The sequence below is a fragment of the Mycobacterium genavense ATCC 51234 genome (assembly GCF_000526915.1).
Classification (GTDB): Bacteria; Actinomycetota; Actinomycetes; order Mycobacteriales; family Mycobacteriaceae; genus Mycobacterium; species Mycobacterium genavense.
Genome location: NZ_JAGZ01000002.1, coordinates 363,420 through 382,550 on the forward strand (window position 1 = coordinate 363,420; position 19,131 = coordinate 382,550).

General features: G+C 67.1%; 14 protein-coding genes and 3 pseudogenes. 4 read left to right on the forward strand and 13 right to left on the reverse strand.

What is annotated here, in order from left to right; genetic code table 11:
- Window positions 1-139 precede the first annotated feature (139 nt).
- The 7 genes and pseudogenes from T428_RS0106340 to mutA all read right to left on the reverse strand — a co-directional run bounded on the left by T428_RS0106340 (window position 140) and on the right by mutA (window position 10,402).
- Entirely contained in the window at window positions 140-1,240 is a 1,101-nt protein-coding gene (locus T428_RS0106340) for a class I SAM-dependent methyltransferase (RefSeq protein WP_025735806.1), read from the reverse strand.
- 150 nt (window positions 1,241-1,390) lie between these two features.
- Window positions 1,391-2,512: an NAD-dependent epimerase/dehydratase family protein gene (locus T428_RS0106345; protein WP_025735807.1), complete on the reverse strand. Its 1,122-nt coding sequence runs from the start codon at window positions 2,510-2,512 to the stop codon at window positions 1,391-1,393.
- A gap of 117 nt (window positions 2,513-2,629) precedes the next feature.
- Window positions 2,630-3,606, reverse strand: a pseudogene (locus tag T428_RS26125) (sulfotransferase family protein).
- Window positions 3,607-3,854: 248 nt separating this feature from the next.
- Window positions 3,855-5,141, reverse strand: a complete 1,287-nt coding sequence (lipL, locus tag T428_RS0106360) for an esterase/beta-lactamase LipL (protein ID WP_025735808.1) — start codon at window positions 5,139-5,141, stop codon at window positions 3,855-3,857.
- Between the two features lie 63 nt (window positions 5,142-5,204).
- A complete protein-coding gene (gene meaB / locus T428_RS0106365; protein ID WP_025735809.1) occupies window positions 5,205-6,176 on the reverse strand; it encodes a methylmalonyl Co-A mutase-associated GTPase MeaB in 972 nt (323 codons plus the stop codon).
- A gap of 85 nt (window positions 6,177-6,261) precedes the next feature.
- Entirely contained in the window at window positions 6,262-8,526 is a 2,265-nt protein-coding gene (gene scpA / locus T428_RS0106370; protein WP_025735810.1) for a methylmalonyl-CoA mutase, read from the reverse strand.
- Between the two features lie 4 nt (window positions 8,527-8,530).
- A complete protein-coding gene (gene mutA / locus T428_RS0106375) occupies window positions 8,531-10,402 on the reverse strand; it encodes a methylmalonyl-CoA mutase small subunit (RefSeq protein WP_025735811.1) in 1,872 nt (623 codons plus the stop codon).
- A 191-nt stretch (window positions 10,403-10,593) separates the two neighbouring features.
- On the opposite strand from mutA, the gene T428_RS0106380 reads away from it, so the two are divergent.
- The 3 genes from T428_RS0106380 to T428_RS0106390 are packed head-to-tail and all read left to right on the forward strand — an operon-like array spanning window position 10,594 to window position 12,737.
- Window positions 10,594-11,349, forward strand: a complete 756-nt coding sequence (locus tag T428_RS0106380; RefSeq protein ID WP_025735812.1) for a TVP38/TMEM64 family protein — start codon at window positions 10,594-10,596, stop codon at window positions 11,347-11,349.
- Window positions 11,350-11,398: 49 nt separating this feature from the next.
- Window positions 11,399-12,397: a S1 family peptidase gene (locus T428_RS0106385; protein WP_025735813.1), complete on the forward strand. Its 999-nt coding sequence runs from the start codon at window positions 11,399-11,401 to the stop codon at window positions 12,395-12,397.
- Window positions 12,398-12,407: 10 nt separating this feature from the next.
- Window positions 12,408-12,737: a hypothetical protein gene (locus T428_RS0106390; protein WP_025735814.1), complete on the forward strand. Its 330-nt coding sequence runs from the start codon at window positions 12,408-12,410 to the stop codon at window positions 12,735-12,737.
- Between the two features lie 161 nt (window positions 12,738-12,898).
- On the opposite strand, the gene T428_RS0106395 is transcribed toward T428_RS0106390, so the two are convergent.
- Complete coding sequence (locus T428_RS0106395) at window positions 12,899-14,035, reverse strand: SPFH domain-containing protein (protein ID WP_025735815.1); 1,137 nt, start codon at window positions 14,033-14,035, stop codon at window positions 12,899-12,901.
- A 27-nt stretch (window positions 14,036-14,062) separates the two neighbouring features.
- Window positions 14,063-14,491, reverse strand: coding sequence for an NfeD family protein (locus T428_RS0106400; protein WP_025735816.1), 429 nt, complete (start codon window positions 14,489-14,491; stop codon window positions 14,063-14,065).
- 58 nt (window positions 14,492-14,549) lie between these two features.
- Here T428_RS0106400 and T428_RS0106405 point away from each other — a divergent pair, with 58 nt between their 5' ends.
- On the forward strand, window positions 14,550-15,464 hold the full coding sequence (locus T428_RS0106405; protein WP_025735817.1) for a hypothetical protein: 915 nt from the start codon (window positions 14,550-14,552) through the stop codon (window positions 15,462-15,464).
- On the opposite strand, the pseudogene T428_RS0106410 reads toward T428_RS0106405, so the two are convergent.
- From T428_RS0106410 to T428_RS26130, 4 genes and pseudogenes are all read right to left on the reverse strand, one after another.
- Window positions 15,394-16,483, reverse strand: a pseudogene (locus T428_RS0106410) (ferrochelatase). The gene T428_RS0106405 and the pseudogene T428_RS0106410 overlap by 71 nt on opposite strands.
- Before the next feature lie 7 nt (window positions 16,484-16,490).
- Window positions 16,491-17,300 (reverse strand): NADH-dependent enoyl-ACP reductase InhA, encoded by an 810-nt coding sequence (inhA, locus tag T428_RS0106415; protein ID WP_025735819.1) that lies wholly within the window; start codon window positions 17,298-17,300, stop codon window positions 16,491-16,493.
- 13 nt (window positions 17,301-17,313) lie between these two features.
- A complete protein-coding gene (fabG1, locus tag T428_RS0106420; protein ID WP_036467253.1) occupies window positions 17,314-18,072 on the reverse strand; it encodes a 3-oxoacyl-ACP reductase FabG1 in 759 nt (252 codons plus the stop codon).
- A gap of 139 nt (window positions 18,073-18,211) precedes the next feature.
- A pseudogene (locus T428_RS26130) lies at window positions 18,212-19,071 on the reverse strand (hypothetical protein).
- Window positions 19,072-19,131: the final 60 nt, after the last annotated feature.

Genomic DNA, 19,131 nt, shown 5'->3' on the forward strand with positions numbered 1-19,131 from the left:
GACCAGCGCCGCGAGCGGGTTTCGCGGATTTCCCCCATGTCACCAGCGTGCCGGCCTCACCGTGCCGCATGACCGCAAGAATCTACGCCTTCCCCGGATCCCCCAGCGTGTGGCAGTCTACCGCCATTCGCCCACCGAGCTAGCGCATACGCTCGAGCTTACCCAGCCCGGTGATTTCGAGGCTGACCGACTTCCGCGATCCGGCGGCACCGAGCAGGAAAAGCATGTCGCTTATGGGAGCGCCCAACCAAAATCGCCAGAACGGCTTTTTCAAGAACTTCACGGCGAAGCTACCCTCCCCGATCAGCCAGTACACCGGGATCGCGATCATGCGGTAGAAGATGCGTTTCCAACGGGCAGAAACCATCTCGAGATTCATTTCCATCATCTCGAGACCCCAGGCCCGGTATTGCCATTCCAGTTCGTAGCGTGACTGGAACTCGAAGAAAGCTCGCATTTCGCCATTGGTGACGAGGTACTCGTCGAAAACGAGAATCGATCCCGGAACGAAGTGTTTCTTGCACGTTTCCAGGGCGTGCAGGCAACTCTCATAGGTATCCAAATCCATGTGGAAAAGCCGAATCGGCGCATTGGGCCGCTCGGCCAGAAATGGGGCCAGCGTGTCGTACGTGCTTCCCTTAATGAACTGGACTTTACGACCAAGGGCGTCGGGTAGGCCGTCGTGGAAACTGACACCGGTATCTTGCATAAACCGTTGTGCGAACGGATCTGTCAGTGAAAACGTTCCTCGCTTGACGACATGGTCCTCGAGTTTCCAGTCCTCAACCAGACCCTCGAAGCTGTCGAAACCGTAAACCATCCGGCCACTCGCGTCGGATATCAGCCGTGTCGACCATCCGATCCAGACGCCGAGGTCGAGGATCAGTTCGTCGGAGTCTCCCAAAGACAGCCCGGCCAAACTCGACGCTTCGGACAGCAGTGTGTGATTGCGAATTCGGCGCCGCCGCAAATCTGACATCGTCTGGCGGATGAACTCGCCGTAGGCGCCGTCATAAATCCTGGTGTCCCGCGCATACAAATTGGGAATGTAACGATCGCGACTCGGAGCAATGATGCGAGCCCCCGCCAGCAACAGCAGGATCGCGCCGATCGGGATAAGGAGAACGGGTACGAAGAAACAGGCCGCAGCGACAACGAGCGCAATGCCGACCAGGATCGCTTTCCAGAGGCGATGAACGGCCGCGCGCTCCACTGCCCGCCTGTCGACCACCACGCCCAACCGATTCACCTCCCAGTCCTAGCTAGCCTAAGGCGAAGCACTCCAAGTTGGTGAATGAACCACACGATTGCTCGTAAGTCATCACGAGCCCCACCAGCAACCCGACTTCACCACGTCCCGCCCGCCGGGCCGCCTGCTCCTCGAACGCCGCTACTGCCGCCCGGCGTGTTCGGCTATCGAGTGGTTTGGCTCACGCGCGTGATCGGTTGCGGCGGAAGAGGATTCACGCTGCTGCGCGATCCACTCGAGCAGTTTTTGCAAACCGTCGGCAAGTGTCCATTTCGGGCGCCAGGCCAACGCTTCTGTCGCGGGTTCGATGTCGCAGCTGGCCGCACGTACATCGCCGTCGCGGAATTTCGATACGACGACCGGTTCGGGAGCCCCGCAAACCGCGCTGATCGTCTGCGCCAGCTCGTGAATCGTGGTCGGGGTGCCCGAACCGATGTCCAGGCAGCGATGCTCGACCGCCGGTTGCTGCACCGACGCGAACAACGCGTCGACCACGTCGTCGATATACACGAAATCCCGCATGATCTGACCGTCTTCGTAGACCTCCAGCGAATGCAGCTCACGCGCCAGCCGAGCGAAGAGAGCCACTATTCCGGTGTAGGAATTGGTCAACGACTGGCCCGGCCCGTAGACGTTCTGCAGGCGCAACACGCTGACATTCGTGTCGTGCGCGGCCGTCCAGGCTGCCAGCGTGTGCTCCTGGGCGAGCTTGGTCGCCGCGTACACGTTGGTGGGCCGAGGCTCGGTTCGGTCCGCGCGGCTCGGCAGTGGCACCGCGGGTTCACCCGTGGGGCTTTGCGGGTCCCAGATGCCCGCCACCAGCTGCGCGTGGCTGCGCGGCCGCGGGTAGAAGACCTGTGCGCCGCTGCGCCAGGCGCCCTCGCCGTAGACGGCCCTTGACGACGCCAGCACCAGCTGCTCGGGCACAAGTCCCGAGCGGCTCAAGGCATCGAGAAGCTGCGTGGTCCCGACCACGTTGACCGAGCCGTGCCGCGTCGCATCGGACAGCGACTGTGCCGTGCCCGTCTCCGCGGCCAAATGCACGATCTGCGACGGGCGGAACAACCAAAGCACCGCATCCCAGTCCGGTGCGTGGGTGACGTCGCCGGTGAATAGCCGCACGGATGCCGGCAAGTCGATCAGCTGACCCACGGAGTGCACTTGGGGATGCAGGACATCCATCACGGCGACGTCATAACCGGCCCTGACCAGGCGGCGCGCCAACGCAGACCCGATGAATCCAGCTCCCCCAGTGATCAGCACGGATTGTGACAAGAGCCGGAATCTCCGTTCGTCAATAGGTCTGACCGATCATATCGATGACCACCCGCATTCGGGTGATAGCTCGGCTGTCGCCCGGTTCGTTTGGGTCGGCGGGCGTCAGGCCCAGGTCCCGCGGCACCCGTGTGCCATCGCGACGAGTTCCATCATCGGCATCGCGATCGATGGCCGCAGGAACCGGTACAGGGCTCTCCTGGAGAGCGCCTGGAAATCCTCGAAGGCCGAGCGCAACTGGGGTTCGCTCGCGCCGTACGACTCGTAAATCCGATCGAGGGTGGCCTCGTCCAGTGGCTCGTCGCGCGCGGCCGCACCGAGCGTGTTGTGGACGGTGGAAATCCAGTCCTCACCGCCGGGCCCGTCCACACATCCGGAGTGTCGCTGACGCCGGAGATCGTGGGTGAGGAACTCCTCGATTGCGTCGTCTTCTTGCGTGTTCAGTTCGATGTCGAGAGTCGTCGCTATCCGCTTTACTTCCCGACGCCAGTCGTCGAAAAGTCGGCGTAGTCAACAAACACGCGCGGTATGCCGCGCGTGTATCGCTCTGCCAACAGGCTGTACTTCACCCACAGCGCACCCGAGAGCTCCCGCAAGACTTGCCAGGTCGCGGCGACGGAGAAGATGACCTCCATCGGGTGGCGTAGGGCGATCACCGCCGCAACGTCGAACCCGGCCCGTCGCGCCGCTTCGAACCACAGGTATGACAACGTCGTGATTCGGGGTTCCTTGATCACCAGCACGGGGGCGTCGGGCATCTTCTTGAGATAGGCCTCGATTGATCGGATGCAGGCGGCCTTCGCCCTGGTGTCGAGGGTGTCGTCGTCCATTACGCGCAGCGATGGGTCGAACCAGGCGGTCCGGTGGCGATGCAGGATGGTCTCGTTGATGGCGATGGCCTTGCGCGGTTCCCAATAGCCGCGCGGATTGCCCGGATCGGCGCCCAACATCCCGGCCGGCAGGGCACCGCCGGAGAGGGAGCGCACGCGGGTAATTGCCGACGTTCCGGATCGTTGCGGCCCCAATACGAACAGGACGACCCTGCGATTCGCGCCTTTGGCCCGGCCAACCGTCCCCGTCACGGATACCGCTCCATGCAAGGGCCCCCAGCGTGTGCGTCGATGCGCTGCATCGACTTTTAATCATTACCCAAGGTAATTTAGGCCCCGGCAGGGAAATTGGCACGGAAACGTCGGTTGCGTATTGGCATTTGCGCACCGGCAAGCCTTTCACTCGGCCCTCTACCTCGCGGTTCGTGGGCCGGTAACCGGTCGTTCACCAACGAGGTTGGCTGGTCTTACCCACCGGATTTCGCTCGAGAGCGACCGGATCAGCCGGCGACGGCACCCGGCTCGCGATATGGCGACTCGGATTCGGCGACCGGGCGGAAACCGCGCTTGCGGGCCTTGGCGACGCCCACCCGAAGCAGATTGCCCAGCGTGGCCACGCCGGAGTGATCGAGCACCAGAAACGGCGACAACAACCGGTTGTGCACGAACGCGAAGGCGAGCCCCGACGCGGGGTCGGCCCAGCCGAACGACCCGCCCATCCCGACGTGTCCGAACCCCGGCATCACATTGCCGAACGGCACGCTGTGATATCCGAGGTGGAATGACAAGGGCACCATGATGTTTCGGTCCCGCTTCAGGCTGCGTCGCCCGGTCAGCCCGGCGACGATCTGCGGCGACAGGAATCGGGTGCCGTCGATTTCACCACCGTTGGCGATCGCGCCGTACATCCGCGCCAACCCGCGGGCGGTCGCCACCCCGTTGGCCGCCGGCATCTCGGCGTCCAGCAGCGGAATGTCGCCCTGCACCGCCGCCATGACGCCTTGGAAGTACAGCGACCGGAAACCACCGGACAGCTCCATGGCGATCTTGCGGGCCGCGTAGCTGATAACCGGATTGCCGATGATGTTCTGCGGCATGATGATTTCCGCGACCCGGGTCGGGGCGTCGGCCGGCGGGCGGCCCAGGTGCATGCCATCGGTGCCCAGCGGCTCGGCCAGTTCTTCGCGAATCAGCGTGCGCATCCCCTTGCCGGTCACGGCCCGGGCCAGCCCGGACATCAGCCAGCCGAAGGTCAGTGCGTGATAGGCCGGTTTACCCAGCAAGCGATCGGGCGACGCGGCGGCCAGCCGCTCTTCCATGACCAGGTGATCCAGCAAATCTTCCTGGGTGACGCCGCGCAGGCCGGACAAGCCGCCGCGGTGCCGCATCACCTCGCGAACGGTGAGCGCGGATTTGCCGTTGGCGCCGAACTCCCACCAGTACTCGGCCACCGGGGCTTCGTAGTCGATCAGCCCCCGATCGGCGAGCCGGTGGATGACGGTCGCCGCCATGCCCTTGGTCGCCGAGAACACCATCGGCGCCCGGTCGGCCGTCCAGGGCACCCGGCCCGCTCGGTCCGACCAGCCCGTCCACACGTCGACAACAGGTTGGCCATCGAGGTAAACCGCCAGCGCGCCACCGCCGAAGCGGCGGCCGGGGAACATGCTCGAAAAACCGCGTACAACGCAAGAGAAGTTTGGGTCCACCGCACCGAACACACGATGACCTGCGTCAGGGACATCGCGGGAGGGGTTCGTGCGGCGATCGATCCCGTTGTCTACCGTCACAATTTTGAATTTACTTCGGATCCGCCTGTCGGATGCCCAAACCCCGATTAATTTACCGTCCCGTTAGCGCGACGCGGCGTCCAGTATTTGCTGGGCCGCCATCGCGGGCGTCAGCTCGCCGGCTTTGACCTGGCGCTCCAGCTCGGCGCGCATCTTCCGCACCGCCGGGTTGGTCAGCACCCGGTCCAGGACCGTGTCGCGGACCATCTGCCAGGTCCAGTCGACCTGCTGCGCGCGTCGTCGCGCGTCGAACTCGCCGGCCTCGGTGAGCATTCGACGGTGGCGTTCGATCGTCTCCCACATCTCGGTCAGTCCGCTGCCCTCGATCGCGCTCATCGTGAGAACTGGTGGGCGCCAAAGGGTTTCGCGCGGATAGATCAGCCTGATCGCCGACGAGAGCTCCCGGGCGGCCTTGCGCGCCTCGGGCAGGTGCTCACCGTCGGCCTTGTTGACCACCACGATGTCGGCCAGCTCCAGCACGCCCTTCTTGATGCCCTGCAGCTGGTCGCCGATGCGGGCCAGGGTCAGCAGCACGAAGGTGTCGACCATGTTGGCCACGGCCACCTCGGACTGGCCGACGCCGACGGTTTCGATCAGGATCACGTCGAAACCGGCCGCCTCCAGCAGCACGACCGTCTCCCGGGTGGCCTTTGCTACACCGCCCAAGGTCCCCGACGTCGGCGAGGGCCGGATGTAGGCGTCCGGATGCGTCGCCAACCGCGACATGCGGGTTTTGTCGCCCAGGATCGAGCCGCCGGTGCGCGTCGAGGAGGGGTCGACCGCCAGCACCGCTACCTTGTGGCCGCGGTCGATCAGATGCATGCCCAGCGACTCGATTGTGGTGGACTTGCCGACCCCGGGCACCCCGGTGATGCCCACCCGGTGGGCGTTGCCGGAGTCGGGCAGCAAATCCAGCAGCAACTGCTGGGCCCGCTCGCGGTGGTCGGCGCGGGTGGACTCCAGCATCGTGATAGCCCGCGGCAGGGCCGCACGGTCGCCGCCGCGAATGGCGTCGGCGAGGTCGTCCGTGCTCATAGGGCTCCTCGCGGGGCCGCGAGAGTGCAGCTACCGACGCATTGTGCGAGTAGCGGCGTCGCTAGTTGCACTTTCGCGACGGCCTTCACGTCCTGAGGTCGTAGCCCAGCCGCTCGGCGAGCTTGTGCAGCAAGCCGATTGCGGCGTCGGCGATCACCGTCCCGGGCGGGAAGATGGCGGCGGCCCCCGCGGCGTAGAGCTCGTCGAAATCGCCGGGCGGAATGACGCCGCCGACCACGATCATGATGTCGGGCCGGCCCACCTCGGCCAGCGCGTCGCGCAGCACCGGCACCAGGGTCAGGTGCCCGGCGGCCAGCGAGGACACCCCGACCACATGCACGTCGTTGTCGGCGGCCTGGCGCGCCACCTCCTCGGGGGTGGAGAACAGCGAACCCACGTCGACGTCGAACCCGATGTCGGCGAAGGCCGTCGCGATGACCTTCTGCCCGCGGTCGTGGCCGTCCTGGCCCATCTTGGCCACCAGAATCCGGGGCCGGCGGCCGTCGGCCTCGGCGAACTTCTCGACGAGTTCGGTGGCGTCAGAGAAGGACGTCATGTTTCCGCCTCCCGATGCTTCGTCGCGGTAGACGCCGGAGATGGTCCGGATCTCCGCCTGGTGCCGGCCGTACACCTTCTCCAGCGCGTCCGAGATCTCCCCGACGGTGGCCTTGGCCCGCGCCGCGTTGATGGCCAGGGCCAGCAGATTGTTGCCCAACCCGTCCTCCCCGGCGCGGCCGTGCGCGGCGGCCGCCCGGGACAACTCGGCCAGGGCGGCCTCGACGGCCTGCGAATCCCGGTTCGCCCGTAGGTCTTTCAGCTTGGCCAGCTGCTCAGCGCGCACCCGGCTGTTGTCGACCTTGAGGACCTCGACCTCCTGGTCCTCTTCGACCTGATACTTGTTGATCCCGACCACCGGCTGGATCCCGGAGTCGATGCGGGCCTGGGTGCGCGCGGCGGCCTCCTCGATGCGCAGCTTGGGGATGCCGTCGTCGATGGCCTGGGCCATGCCGCCGTGCTCGGCCACCTCGGCGATGTGGGCACGCGCGCGCTGAGCGAGCTGATGCGTGAGCCACTCCACGTAATACGAACCGCCCCACGGGTCGATGGGCCGGGTGGTACCCGACTCCAGCTGCAGCACCAGCTGGGTGTTGCGCGCGATCCGGGCCGAGAAATCGGTGGGCAGCGCCAGCGCCTCGTCGAGCGCGTTGGTGTGCAGCGACTGGGTGTGCCCCTGGGTCGCGGCCATCGCCTCGATGCAGGTGCGGGCGACGTTGTTGAACGCGTCCTGCGCGGTCAGCGACCAGCCCGAGGTCTGCGAATGTGTGCGCAGCGACAGCGATTTCGCGCTCTTCGGGTTGAACTGGCTGACCAGTTCGCTCCACAACAGCCGCCCGGCCCGCAGCTTGGCGACCTCCATGAAGAAGTTCATCCCGATGCCCCAGAAGAACGACAGCCGCGGCGCAAACTTGTCGATGTCCAGGTCGGCGTCCAGCCCGGCCTTGATGTAGTCGACGCCGTCGGCCAGGGTGTAGGCGAGCTCCAAATCCGCTGTGGCGCCGGCTTCTTGGATGTGATAGCCGGAGATCGAGATCGAGTTGAACTTCGGCATCTTGGCGCTGGTGTAGCCGAAGATGTCGGAGATGATCCACATCGACGGCTTGGGCGGGTAGATGTAGGTGTTGCGCACCATGAACTCTTTGAGGATGTCGTTCTGGATGGTGCCGGCCAGCTTCTCCGGCGGCACCCCCTGCTCCTCGGCGGCCACCACGTACAACGCCAGAATCGGCAGCACGGCGCCGTTCATCGTCATCGACACCGACACCGACGACAGATCGATGCCGTCGAACAGCTGGCGCATGTCAAGGATGGAATCGATTGCCACACCTGCCATTCCGACGTCACCCTGCACGCGGGGATGGTCGGAGTCGTAGCCGCGATGGGTGGCCAGGTCGAACGCCACCGACAGGCCCTTCTGCCCGGCGGCCAGGTTGCGGCGGTAGAACGCGTTGGATTCCGCGGCAGTGGAGAAGCCGGCGTATTGCCGGATCGTCCACGGCTGGTTGACGTACATCGTCGGGTACGGGCCCCGCACGAACGGCGGTTCGCCGGGGAAGCTGTGCAGCGGGTAGCCGTCGGCCTCGACGGCGGCGCGGTCGGCGGCGATGTACACCGGTTTGACGGCAATGTCTTCCGGGGTGTGCCACACCAGGTCCTCGGGCGTGTACCAGTGCGCCGCGGCCGCCGCGGCGACGTGCTCGGCCACGGCGGCTGCGGTGGGACGGCGTACCTCCCGATCGCCGTGCAGGGGGATGTCGGCGAAGTTGCCGATCACCGGAGTAGACGTCGTCATCGTGTCAGGCCCCCAACCGAGTGAGCAGGTCCGAAAGGGCTTCGATCGCATTGATTTTGGCTGTCAGGTATTCGTCGGGCCGGTGCTGCGGATCGGTGTCGGCGACCGCCTTCTCCGGTCCGGCCAGGTACACCCGCGACACTCCGGCGTTACGCGCGGCGTCGACGACCGCGGCCGCCTCGGTCGCGTAGCGCTTGTCGGTGCCGCAGATCACCACCGCCGCAGGCGAGCCCGCGTCGGACACCGCAGCGGCGACCCCGTCGGCGTCGAGCGTTCCCGGGTTGACCGCCTCGATGCCGCCCGACGCCAGCAGGTTCGCCGCGAACGTGGTGCGGATGTTGTGCTCGGCCAGCGGGCCCAGCGGCAGCAGCAGTACCTTGGGGCGCGAGCCGGTGCGGGCCAGGAAGTCATCCGAGCGGTCGCGCAGCGCCTCGAATCCCGCGGCGTAGCGCCGCAAATCTCCGACATCGGGCCGGCCGATCGAATCGCTGTGCGACAGTGCGGGTTCGGAAAGGTTCGGAAATTCGTTGACGCCGGTGATCGCCGTGCGCCGATGTGCGATGTCGTCGGCGCGCCGCGCGGCGATGGCGGCGATCTCCTCGGCGATGTGGTCGCGCGCCTCGACGAATCCGCCGCGACCCTCGACGGCCTGGAAGTGCTCCCAGGCGCCCTCGGCGATCCGCTGGGTGAGGTCCTCGACGAACCACGATCCGCCGGCGGGGTCCAGCACCCGGCCGACGTGCGACTCCTCCAGCAACAGCAGCTGGGTGTTGCGCGCGATGCGCCGCGCGAAGCTTCGTGCGGTGCCGGGAAAATCGCCCGGGATCGCGATGTCGAACGGGTAGACCAGCATGGTGTCGACGCCGCCGACACCGGCGCCGAATGCGGCCAGCGTGCAGCGCAGCATGTTCACCCAGGGGTCGCGCTGGGTCATCATCGGCAGCGACGTCTCCGCGTGCACGGTCGCCCCGCCCGCGTCGGGCTCCCCCACGACGTCGGCGACCCGCGCCCAAAGTTGCCGCACGGCACGCATTTTGGCGATCGTCATGAACTGGTCGTCGTCGGCGGCCAGCCGGAAACTGATCTGGCGCAGCGCATTAGCAACCGAGATCCCCGACTCGGTGAGCACGCGCAGGTAGGCGACCGCGGCCGCGATATTGGCGGCCAGCTCCCAGGTCGCGTTGGCGCCCAGGTTGTGGAACGCGGGCCCGTTGACGGTGATCGCCCGGACGCCGTATTCGCCGCTCACCCGTGACGCGACCGTCACGACGTCGTCGATCGACGGCGCGGGACGTCCGCTCAGCGCCGCCGTCAGCGGGTCGGCGCCCAGGTCGATCGACAACGTCGCGCGCTGGTCGGATTCGACCTCGGCCACCAGGGACAGCATCGCGTCGGCCGCGGCCGCGTAGTCGGCTCCGGCGTCGAGGATGACCGGCGCCATGCTCAGGTAGACACCCGCCAGCAGCCCGTCGAGCTCCCGCGGTGCGACGCCGTCCTGCCCGACGCGCAGCAGCAGCGCGTTGACGCCGTCGCCGAGCGCACCGAGCACGGCCGCGTTGGTTTCGGCGGCGGTGGCTCCGGCGCTTGGAAACGCCTCGACCACCTTCCAGCCGGACTTGACGTCCCGCAACGGGTCCGCGCCCCGCAGGTACGGCCACACCCCGGGCAGCGACGGCTCAGGCAGCTCGTCGAACGCGGTGTAGAGCGGGCGGACCGCGAACCCGTCGTAGGTCGGGGTGTCCAGCAACTGCTCGGGTTGCTCGCCCAACTCGGCGGGTTCCTTGCGGGTGCTCTTGGCAAGCACACCGGCAACCGCGGTGCGCCAGCGCTCGCGGACCTGTTCCAGGTCGGCGAGCTCGGGTACATCAATGGACACCGACTGCTCCTGTTGTCGCAGCTATTGGCAACGTTGCGTGCAGTTGCGGAGAACACGCAACTCGCTAATCAGGCTAAATGATCGCCCCCGCCGCCAAGAAACCGCGCGGTGCGCCGATCGGGCCGCGGCAACCGCGAAACACCACGCCTGCGATACAGGCAATTCATTTCTGGCCCGTAACGTTGAGTGGCGTGACGAGTCCCGCCACCGCCAAAACCGCCGGCACGCTGCGCAGTCTCTCGCGCGCGCTGGGGACCAGCGTGCGCCAGCTGTCCCGGCCGCGCGCGCTGGCGGCAGTGGTCGTAATCACAGTCTTGGTCGCCGTGGCGCTGTGGGTTCCGCTGCCGAGCGCGCTGCAGCTACGCGATTGGGCGCAGTCGCTGGGCCCGTGGTTCCCGTTGGCATTTCTGGCCGCGCACGTCGTCGTCACCGTGGTACCGGTCCCCCGCACGGCGTTCACCCTGGCCGCGGGCCTGCTGTTCGGACCGGCGCTGGGCGTGCTGATCGCGGTGATCGCCAGCACGGCCAGCGCGGTGCTGGCGCTGCTGTTGGTCCGCGCCGCGGGATGGCGGCTGAACCGACTGGTTCGCTACCGCGCGATCCACCGGGCCGACGAACGCCTGCGCGAGCGGGGCTGGGTGTCGGTCCTGTCGCTGCGGCTGATTCCCGTGCTGCCGTTCTCCGTCGTGAACTATGCGGCCGCGGCGTCGGCGGTCGGCATCCTGCCGTACACGCTGGCCACGCTGGCCGGCCTGCTGCCCGGTACCGCCGCGGTCGTCTTTCTCGGCGACGCGCTGGCCGGTCACCCCAGCCCCTTGCTGTTCCTGGTGTCGCTGGTCACCGGCGCGTTGGGCCTCACCGGGCTGTTGCTGGAAATCCGGCACTACCGCCGCCACCACCGGCGGCAGCCCGACGAGCCCGCTTCCGAGCCGGCCATTTTGGGCTAACCGCGCCGTTTTGTTGAGCGCGCCGCCCGTTGCCTGAAAGATCTATGGAATGGAGCGGGTCTATGCGCAGCAGTTGGCGAGCTTCAGCTTGCCGCCGTCGCGGGCCGGGCTCCTCATGCTCTTGCTGGGCGCCCTGGCATCGGTGGCGATCGCGGTCCTGTCGTTTCTGCTCGACCGGATCAAGCTGTATCGCGTTCCGCACGGCGGCGTCCTCGCCTCACCGGCGATTCGCTACCCGCCGGCACCACCGGATCGCACCCGCGTCTCGTGGCTGACGATCGGCGCCGCGTTGGCCGCGGTGGTGTGTATGACGGCCATCTGGCTGGCGCCCAAGAATGTCGAGCACCCTGCGGAGACCGTGCAGCCCGACCTGACGCCGATCGCGTTGCCGGCGGCCACCGCCGTCGGCCCGGGAGCGGGCATCTACGTCGAATACGCCGACAGCTCCGGCGGAATGGGTTGTATGGCTGGATTTTTGGTGCGCACCAGCAGCGGCCAGACCGGCGTACTCACCGCCGGTCACTGCAATCGGCCGCGCAAACCGACCACGGTGGTGATGAACCTCGGCGGAATTCTGCCGTACGCAAAGCTGGGCACATTCGTGCAGACCGTCAACGAGGGCGTCCACGACGAGCAGCACGACATCGGCCTGATCGTGCTCGACGGCGACCACGTCCCGCAGAGCCCGGCCGTCGCGGCCCGATTACCGATCACGGGGGTCACCACGGCGCTGTCGCTCGGGCAGCAGCTGTGCAAGTTCGGCATGAGCAGCGGTGAGGCCGAATGCGGGGAGATCCTCGACGTCACCGACAGCAAGGTTTCGTTCGCGGCGGGCGGCCAATGCGGGGATTCCGGCGGCCCGGTGTACCTCATACAAAGCGACGGCGCCGCCACCGCCGTCGGCATCGACATCCGCGGCAGCAATCCCGCCAACCCCAACGCGGGATACCTTGCCCCGGCTAAGTTCTCGGTTGCCGAGCTGGTACAGCCGTGGCTGGACAACTGGCATCTGACCGCCATGACCGCACAACCATCCGGACCGCCGTGACGGGAGCGACATGACCTCCGAGAAAACCGACACCGGCGCACCCGGTCGGCGATTTTCCACCGCGGCACTGGTCGCTGCCGGACTGGCCGGCCTGATCGTCGGCGCGATCGCCGCCTTCGCGGTCACCGGTCTGGTGTTCACGATCCGCGTCCAGCTGCCCCCGCCGCCGTATCCACCGCCGTTCTCGTCCCAGACGCCGGGGTATTCCACGCCGCCCGCCCCTCCGACGACGAGTTTCGCACCGACCACCGCACCCGCACCCAGCGTCGTGCCCGTGCCCCCGCTGCCGCCGGGCCCGCACGCGCAGCCGTCGTCGGCTCCGCTCGAACCGCAGCCGTGAAAGAATAAGTGGCACAAGCACATTCACTTTCGGCCGCCGCCGGGTGGGTGTTGCGGTGCCTGCCGCTGGTCCGCGCGCCTGGACTAGGTGTGGTCCGGCCCCTTCACCGTCATCGCGGCGACCAGGGCCAAGAACAGCTCAAAACACTCACTGAGGCACTCCTATTGGGTCAATTCCGGCGGCTGGCCGTCGATCGGCTGGCGGGCGATCGCCTCGGCCTTGGCGACCGCCTGGGCGATCTTGGGATCGGTCTCGGTGGAGAACCAGTCGGCCACCTCGGCGTCGTCGTCGGCGTCGGCGTGCTTGGCCACGTCCTCGACCGGCGACGGCTGGAAGCGGAACACCCCATCCTCGCCCGGCGTGCCCAGCAGTTTGGTGAAACCCTGTAGCGCCGCACTGAAGTCGCTGGGCACCACCCACACCTTGTTGGCGTCCCCGCGCGCCATCTCCGGCAGCGTCTGCAGGTACTGGTAGGCCAGCATCTCCGGGGTGGGCCGGCCGGCCTTGATCGCGGCGAACGTCTTCTCGATGGCCTTGGCCTGGCCCTGGGCCTGCAGGTAGGCCGCGGCGCGCTCGCCTTGCGCGCGCAGCATCCGGGATTGCCGGTCGGCCTCGGCGGCCAGGATCGCGGCCTGCTTGGCGCCCTCGGCGGCCAGGATCTGCGCTTGCTTGGCCCCTTCGGCCTGCTTGATCGCCGCCTCCCGCGTGCCCTCGGCGGTCAGGATCATCGCCCGCTTTTCCCGGTCGGCCTTCATCTGCTTTTCCATCGAGGCCTGGATCGACGGCGGCGGGTCGATGCTGCGCAGCTCCACGCGGGCGACCCGCAGACCCCAGCGGCCGGTCGCCTCGTCGAGCACGCCGCGCAACTGGGCGTTGATCTGGTCGCGGGAGATCAGGGTCTGCTCTAGCGTCATGCCGCCGACGACGTTGCGCAGCGTGGTCGTAGTGAGCTGCTCGACGCCGACGATGTAGTTGCTGATCTCGTAGACGGCCGCCTGGGGCACCGTGACCTGAAAATAGACGACGGTGTCGATGTTGAGCGTCAGGTTGTCCTCGGTGATCACCGGCTGCGGCGGGAACGACACCACCCGCTCACGCAGGTCGACCCGCGCCCGGACACGATCGATGAACGGCACGAGCAGGGTCAGCTGCCCACTGACCGTGCGGCTGTACCGGCCCAGCCGCTCGATCACCGCGGCCTCGGCTTGCGGGATCAACGCGACGGACTTGGCCACCACGATGATCGCAAAGATCCCCAGGACGGCCAGCAACACCAAACCTGCAACCGCACCTCCCACCGGAGTTTCTTTCTCTCGCAGCGTGTTCTAGTGCTTGAAGACCACCGCCGTCGCGCCGTCGATGTGCACGACGGTGACCGATTCGCCGGGCTCGTAGACGTCGCCGTCGTTGAACGGGCGCGCCGTCCACACCTGGCCGTCGAGTTTCACCTGGCCCTCGTCGCGGGCCACCCGGTCGAGCACCAGGGCGCTCTTGCCCTCCAGCGCCTTGACGCCGGTCGGCAGCGACTTCGGCGTCAGCCGCTGCCGCAGCGCCGGCCGGACCAGCAGCACGAGCAGCACCGAAACCACCAGGAACACCGCGCCGTCGGCCAGGATCGGCCAATTCGTGAACCACGCGGTGGCCGAGGCGGCGAGCGCACCGCCGCCCAGCATCAGCAGGAACATATCGCCCGTCAGCGCCTCGGCACCGGCAAGGGCCAGCGCGAAGATCAGCCAGCTCAGCGCGATCGCCATGCCGTCAGAATACGCGCGATCCGCCTTTGCCCGGACCGAACAACTACACTGCGAGACCATGTGGTGTCCAAGTGTTTCGCTGTCCGTGTGGGCCAACGCCTGGCTCGCGGGCAAGGCCGCGCCCGACGATGTGTTGGACGCGTTATCTCTTTGGGCGCCAAAACAATCCGTCACGGCGTATGATGCCGTCGCCGCCGGTCACACCGGACTGCCGTGGCCCGACGTCCACGACGCCGGGAGCGTCTCGCTGTTGCAGACGCTGCGCACCGCGGTTGGCCGGGCGGCGCTGCCGGGGGGCGCCGGTCCGTTGCAGGGGACGATCAACGTCGTGTTGCCCGTTCCCGGCGACGTGCGCGGCCTGGCCCCCGGGACCCAGTTCGAACGCGACGCCCTGGCCGCCGGTGAGGCGGTGATCATCATCCACCCCGACGATCCCACCGCGGCGGTCGGTCTGGTGCCCGAGTTCTCCTATGACGATCTTGACGAGGCCGACGACGCTCCGCCGGAGCTGTGCGCACTGTGCTGGACGGTGTACTCGCTGCCCGGAGCGCCGGTGTTCGACCATCACGAGCTCGGCGATGCCGAGTATTCGCTACACTCGGCCGTGCGGTCGGCCGCCGATGCGCTCGGCTCCATCGGGCTGGGATCGGCAAGCGACATCGACGATCCGCGGGGCCTCGTCCAGCAGTTGCTGGAATCCACACGGCAACACCGAATTCCGGACCACGCGCCGTCGCGTGCGTTGCGGGTGCTGGAGAACGCCGCACACGTCGACGCCATCATCGCGGTGAGCGCCGGGCTCAGCCGGGCCGACTCCACCGCGCCGATTTCCGCGGGCCTGGAACCCCTCGGCACGCAATCCGCGTCGGAGGCCCGGATCGCCGGCGACGCGCTGCGGCCACTCAACGCGGTGGTGCGCTCGGCGCGGATGGCCGCGGTGAGCGCGATCCTGCACTCGGCCTGGACCGACTAACCGTCCGCGCGCGCAACGCAATGCGGCGGGCAGCAAGCCGCGCCGTTGACGCTGGCCAGACAGCCCGGCACCGGATCGGGGCCCGTCACCCGCTCGGGCGGGCGGCCGTCGCGCAACTCGTCGATCAGGTCCGCGGCCAGCTGGGCGAACCGCGGATGCGCGTTGGGCGTCGACGCCCGCACCAGCGCCACGCCGGCCGCTTCGGCCTGGGCCGCCAACTCGGTATCGAGGTCCCACACCACCTCGATGTGGTCGGATACAAAACCGACCGGACAGATGATGACCGACTTGGCGGTCAGCGTCCTGAGATGGTCGGCGACGTCAGGTCCCAGCCACGGCACCCGCGGCGGCCCCGACCGAGACTGCCAGGCCAGGTCGTATTCGGGGTACCCGGCGGCCGCCGCGACAAGGCTTGCGGCGTAAGCGACTTGGCGGCTGTAAAGCCTCGGGCCGACGCGCTCGTCGGCGGCCACCGGGATCGAATGCGCGGTGAACACCAAACGCGCGTCGGCCTCTTGCTCGAACGCGCCCGAGGCCGCTTTGATGCTGTCGGCGAAGATCTGCACGAAGCGCGGGTGGTCGAAATACGGCCGCAGCTTGACCAACTCGGGCGCATCCGGCCCCGCGGCCACGCGCGCGCGGGCGATATCTTCGCTGTATTGCGTGCAGCTGGAATACCCGCTCCACGCTGACGTGGTGAACACCGCGGCGCGACGAACACCGTTGTCGCGCATGGCTTTTACCGTGTCTTCGACGTAGGGTTTCCAGTTGCGGTTGCCGAAATACACCGGGAGATCCAGGCCGCGATTGCGCAGCTCAGTTTCCAGCTGCGCGATCAGCGCCCGGTTGATGCCGTTGATCGGCGAGACGCCGCCGAAATGCAGGTAGTGCTCGGCGACGTCGTCGAGGCGTTCCGGTGGCACATTGCGGCCCCGGGTGACGTTCTCCAGGAAGGGCCGAACCTGCTCGGGCCCCTCTGGCCCGCCGAAGGACAGCAGCAGGACGGCATCGAAATCCATTGCCGGGCTACAACAATTGGGTGCTGGCGCCGCCGTCGGCGTAGATGACGGTGCCGGTGGTGGCCGGCAGCCAGTCCGACAGCAGCGCACACACCGTCTTGGCGACCGGCGTCGGGTCCTTCATGTTCCAGCCGATCGGGGCGCGCTGGTCCCAACCCTCCTCGAGCAGCTGCATCTGGGCACCGGCCTCCTCGCCGAGCGCGCCACCGACGATCGCACTCATCGCGAGCGTCCGGATCGGCCCGGCAGCAACGAGATTCGAGCGCACCCCGACCTTACCGGCCTCGCGGGCCACGAACCGATTGACCGATTCCAACGCGCTCTTGGCGACCGTCATCCAGTTGTACGCCGGCATCGCCCGGGTGGGGTCGAAGTCCATCCCCACGATCGAACCGCCCGAATTCATGATCGGCAGAACCGCTTTGGCCAGCGAGGCATACGAGTACGCCGAGATGTGAATGCCCTTCGACACGTCCTCGTAGGGCGCGTCGAAGAACGGGTTGATGCCCATGCCGGTCTGCGGCATGAATCCGATGGAGTGCACCGCGCCGTCGAGCTTGTTGCCCTCGCCGATCTCGGCGGTGATCCGGTCGGCCAGGGTGTCCAGGTGCTTCTCGTTCTGCACGTCCAGTTCGATCAGGGGGGCCTTCTCCGGCAGCCGGTCGGCGATGCGCTGGATCAGTCGCAACCGGTCGAACCCGGTCAGCACCAGTTGCGCGCCTGCCTCCTGCGCCACCTTGGCGATGCGAAACGCGATCGACGAGTCGGTGATGATCCCCGTGACGAGGATCCGCTTGCCTTCGAGCAGTCCTGACATTTCCGTCCTTCTCTCAGTGGCCCATGCCCATGCCGCCGTCAACCGGAATCACGGCACCGGCGATGTAGCTCGCGTCTTCGGATGCCAGAAAACTGACCGCCCCGGCGACCTCTTCCGCGGTGCCGACTCGCTTGGCGGGGATGAAGTCCAGGGCGCCCTCTTGGATCCGCTCGTCGAGCGAACGGGTCATCTCGGTGTCGATGTAGCCCGGAGCCACCACATTCGCGGTGACGCCGGCCTTGGCCAACTCCCGGGAGATCGAGCGGGCCATGCCGATAAGACCGGCCTTGGCCGCCGCGTAGTTCGACTGGTTGCCGATACCCCAGCTGCCGGAGACCGAACCGATGAAGATGATTCGGCCAAATCGCTTGCGCTGCATGCTGCGTGACGCGCGCTGGGCCACCCGGAACGCCCCGGTGAGGTTGGCATTGATGACCTCCTCGAACCGTTCCTCGGTCATCCGGATGAGGAACGCATCCTTGGATATGCCGGCGTTGGACACCAGCACCTCGACCGGACCCTGGTGCTCCTCGACTTCCTTGAAGGCGCGGTCGACGCCCGCGTTGTCGGTGACGTCGCACACGACGCCGAACAGCCCCTCGGGCGCTCCCGATCCGCGGTGGGTGATGGCGACCTTGTGCCCGTCGGCGGCCAGCCGCCGCGCGATTGCCAGACCGATCCCCCGGTTTCCGCCTGTCACCAGGACCGAACGGGATACGAATGGGGGTTTTCCGCCGGCGGTAGTGGCCTCGGTGGCGTTCTCAGTGGCCATGTCAGTCACCTGGCCAACTTATCGTCTCGATGTGGCAGGGCTGAAATCTGCCCCGTCATGTTTGGCCGCGAGCGTTCCCGCCGCTTTGGCCGCGAACGTAAGCAGGTTGCGAAAAACCGTGCCGAATTTCGCAGCGTGCTTACGCTCGGGGTCGCGGGACCTCGCGGCTGGTACGGGCCTCCACGACCCGGCGGACGATGTCGTCCGGGTGGTCCTCCGCAACGACCCGGACTACCAGCCATCCGTAGCGCCGCTCCACCATTTCTATCCGGCGAATATCCTTCACGTATTGCCGCCGATTCGACCGGTGCTGGTCGCCGTCGTATTCGACGGCGACCTTGATGTCCTCCCACCCCATGTCCAAATAGGCCTCCACCCAACCCCATTCGTTGCGAACCGCGATCTGCGTCTGCACCGGCGGAAATCCTGCCTTGGCCAACAGCAGCCGCAACCACGTCTCCTTCGGCGATTGCGAACCGCCATCGACAAGGGCGAGTGCGGCCCGGGCGGACTTGAGGCCGCGGCGGCCCCGGTAGCGATCGAGCAGAACGTCGACGTCGGGCATCTTCAGCTCAGTCGCCTGCGCGAGCGCGTCGATCGCAGCAACCGCGGCTCCCAGCGGGAGTCGACGTGCCAGGTCAAGCGCGGTCCGAGCCGGAGTGGTGACCCGCATACCGCCGATGACACCGATTTCGTCTTCTTCGATCCGCTCCTCCCAGACCTGCACTCCAGCGATTGCGAAGCGGTTCACGTCGATGATCGCGGCCGGCGACGCGGGATCGATCCACTTGGCGCCGTGCAGGGCTGACGCGGAGTAACCGGCGAGGATGCCACGTCGGCGCGATCGCAACCAGCAGGCCTTCGCCCGCAGCACCGGTGTCAGCTCGACGTCCCGAAGCACATAGACATCCTTGTGCAGGGCGACATAGCGACTGCGCAGCTCGTAGGGCGTCAGGGCCCCGCGGCCAGCGCCTCGCTGCCCAAGAATGGCTCGGTCATGACCGGAAGTGTGCGCAATCACACCGACAATGCTCGCGAGCGTAAACACACCGCGAAAAA

Excerpts from the sequence above, each read along its gene's own strand:
- T428_RS0106405 (WP_025735817.1), top strand. The coding sequence starts at position 14,550 with ATGTGGTGTCCAAGTGTTTCGCTGTCCGTGTGGGCCAACGCCTGGCTC.
- fabG1 (WP_036467253.1), bottom strand. The coding sequence starts at position 18,072 with ATGGCCACTGAGAACGCCACCGAGGCCACTACCGCCGGCGGAAAACCC.
- T428_RS0106400 (WP_025735816.1), bottom strand. The coding sequence starts at position 14,491 with ATGGCGATCGCGCTGAGCTGGCTGATCTTCGCGCTGGCCCTTGCCGGT.
- T428_RS0106385 (WP_025735813.1), top strand. The coding sequence starts at position 11,399 with ATGGAGCGGGTCTATGCGCAGCAGTTGGCGAGCTTCAGCTTGCCGCCG.
- meaB (WP_025735809.1), bottom strand. The coding sequence starts at position 6,176 with ATGAGCACGGACGACCTCGCCGACGCCATTCGCGGCGGCGACCGTGCG.
- scpA (WP_025735810.1), bottom strand. The coding sequence starts at position 8,526 with ATGACGACGTCTACTCCGGTGATCGGCAACTTCGCCGACATCCCCCTG.
- inhA (WP_025735819.1), bottom strand. The coding sequence starts at position 17,300 with ATGTCAGGACTGCTCGAAGGCAAGCGGATCCTCGTCACGGGGATCATC.
- T428_RS0106390 (WP_025735814.1), top strand. The coding sequence starts at position 12,408 with ATGACCTCCGAGAAAACCGACACCGGCGCACCCGGTCGGCGATTTTCC.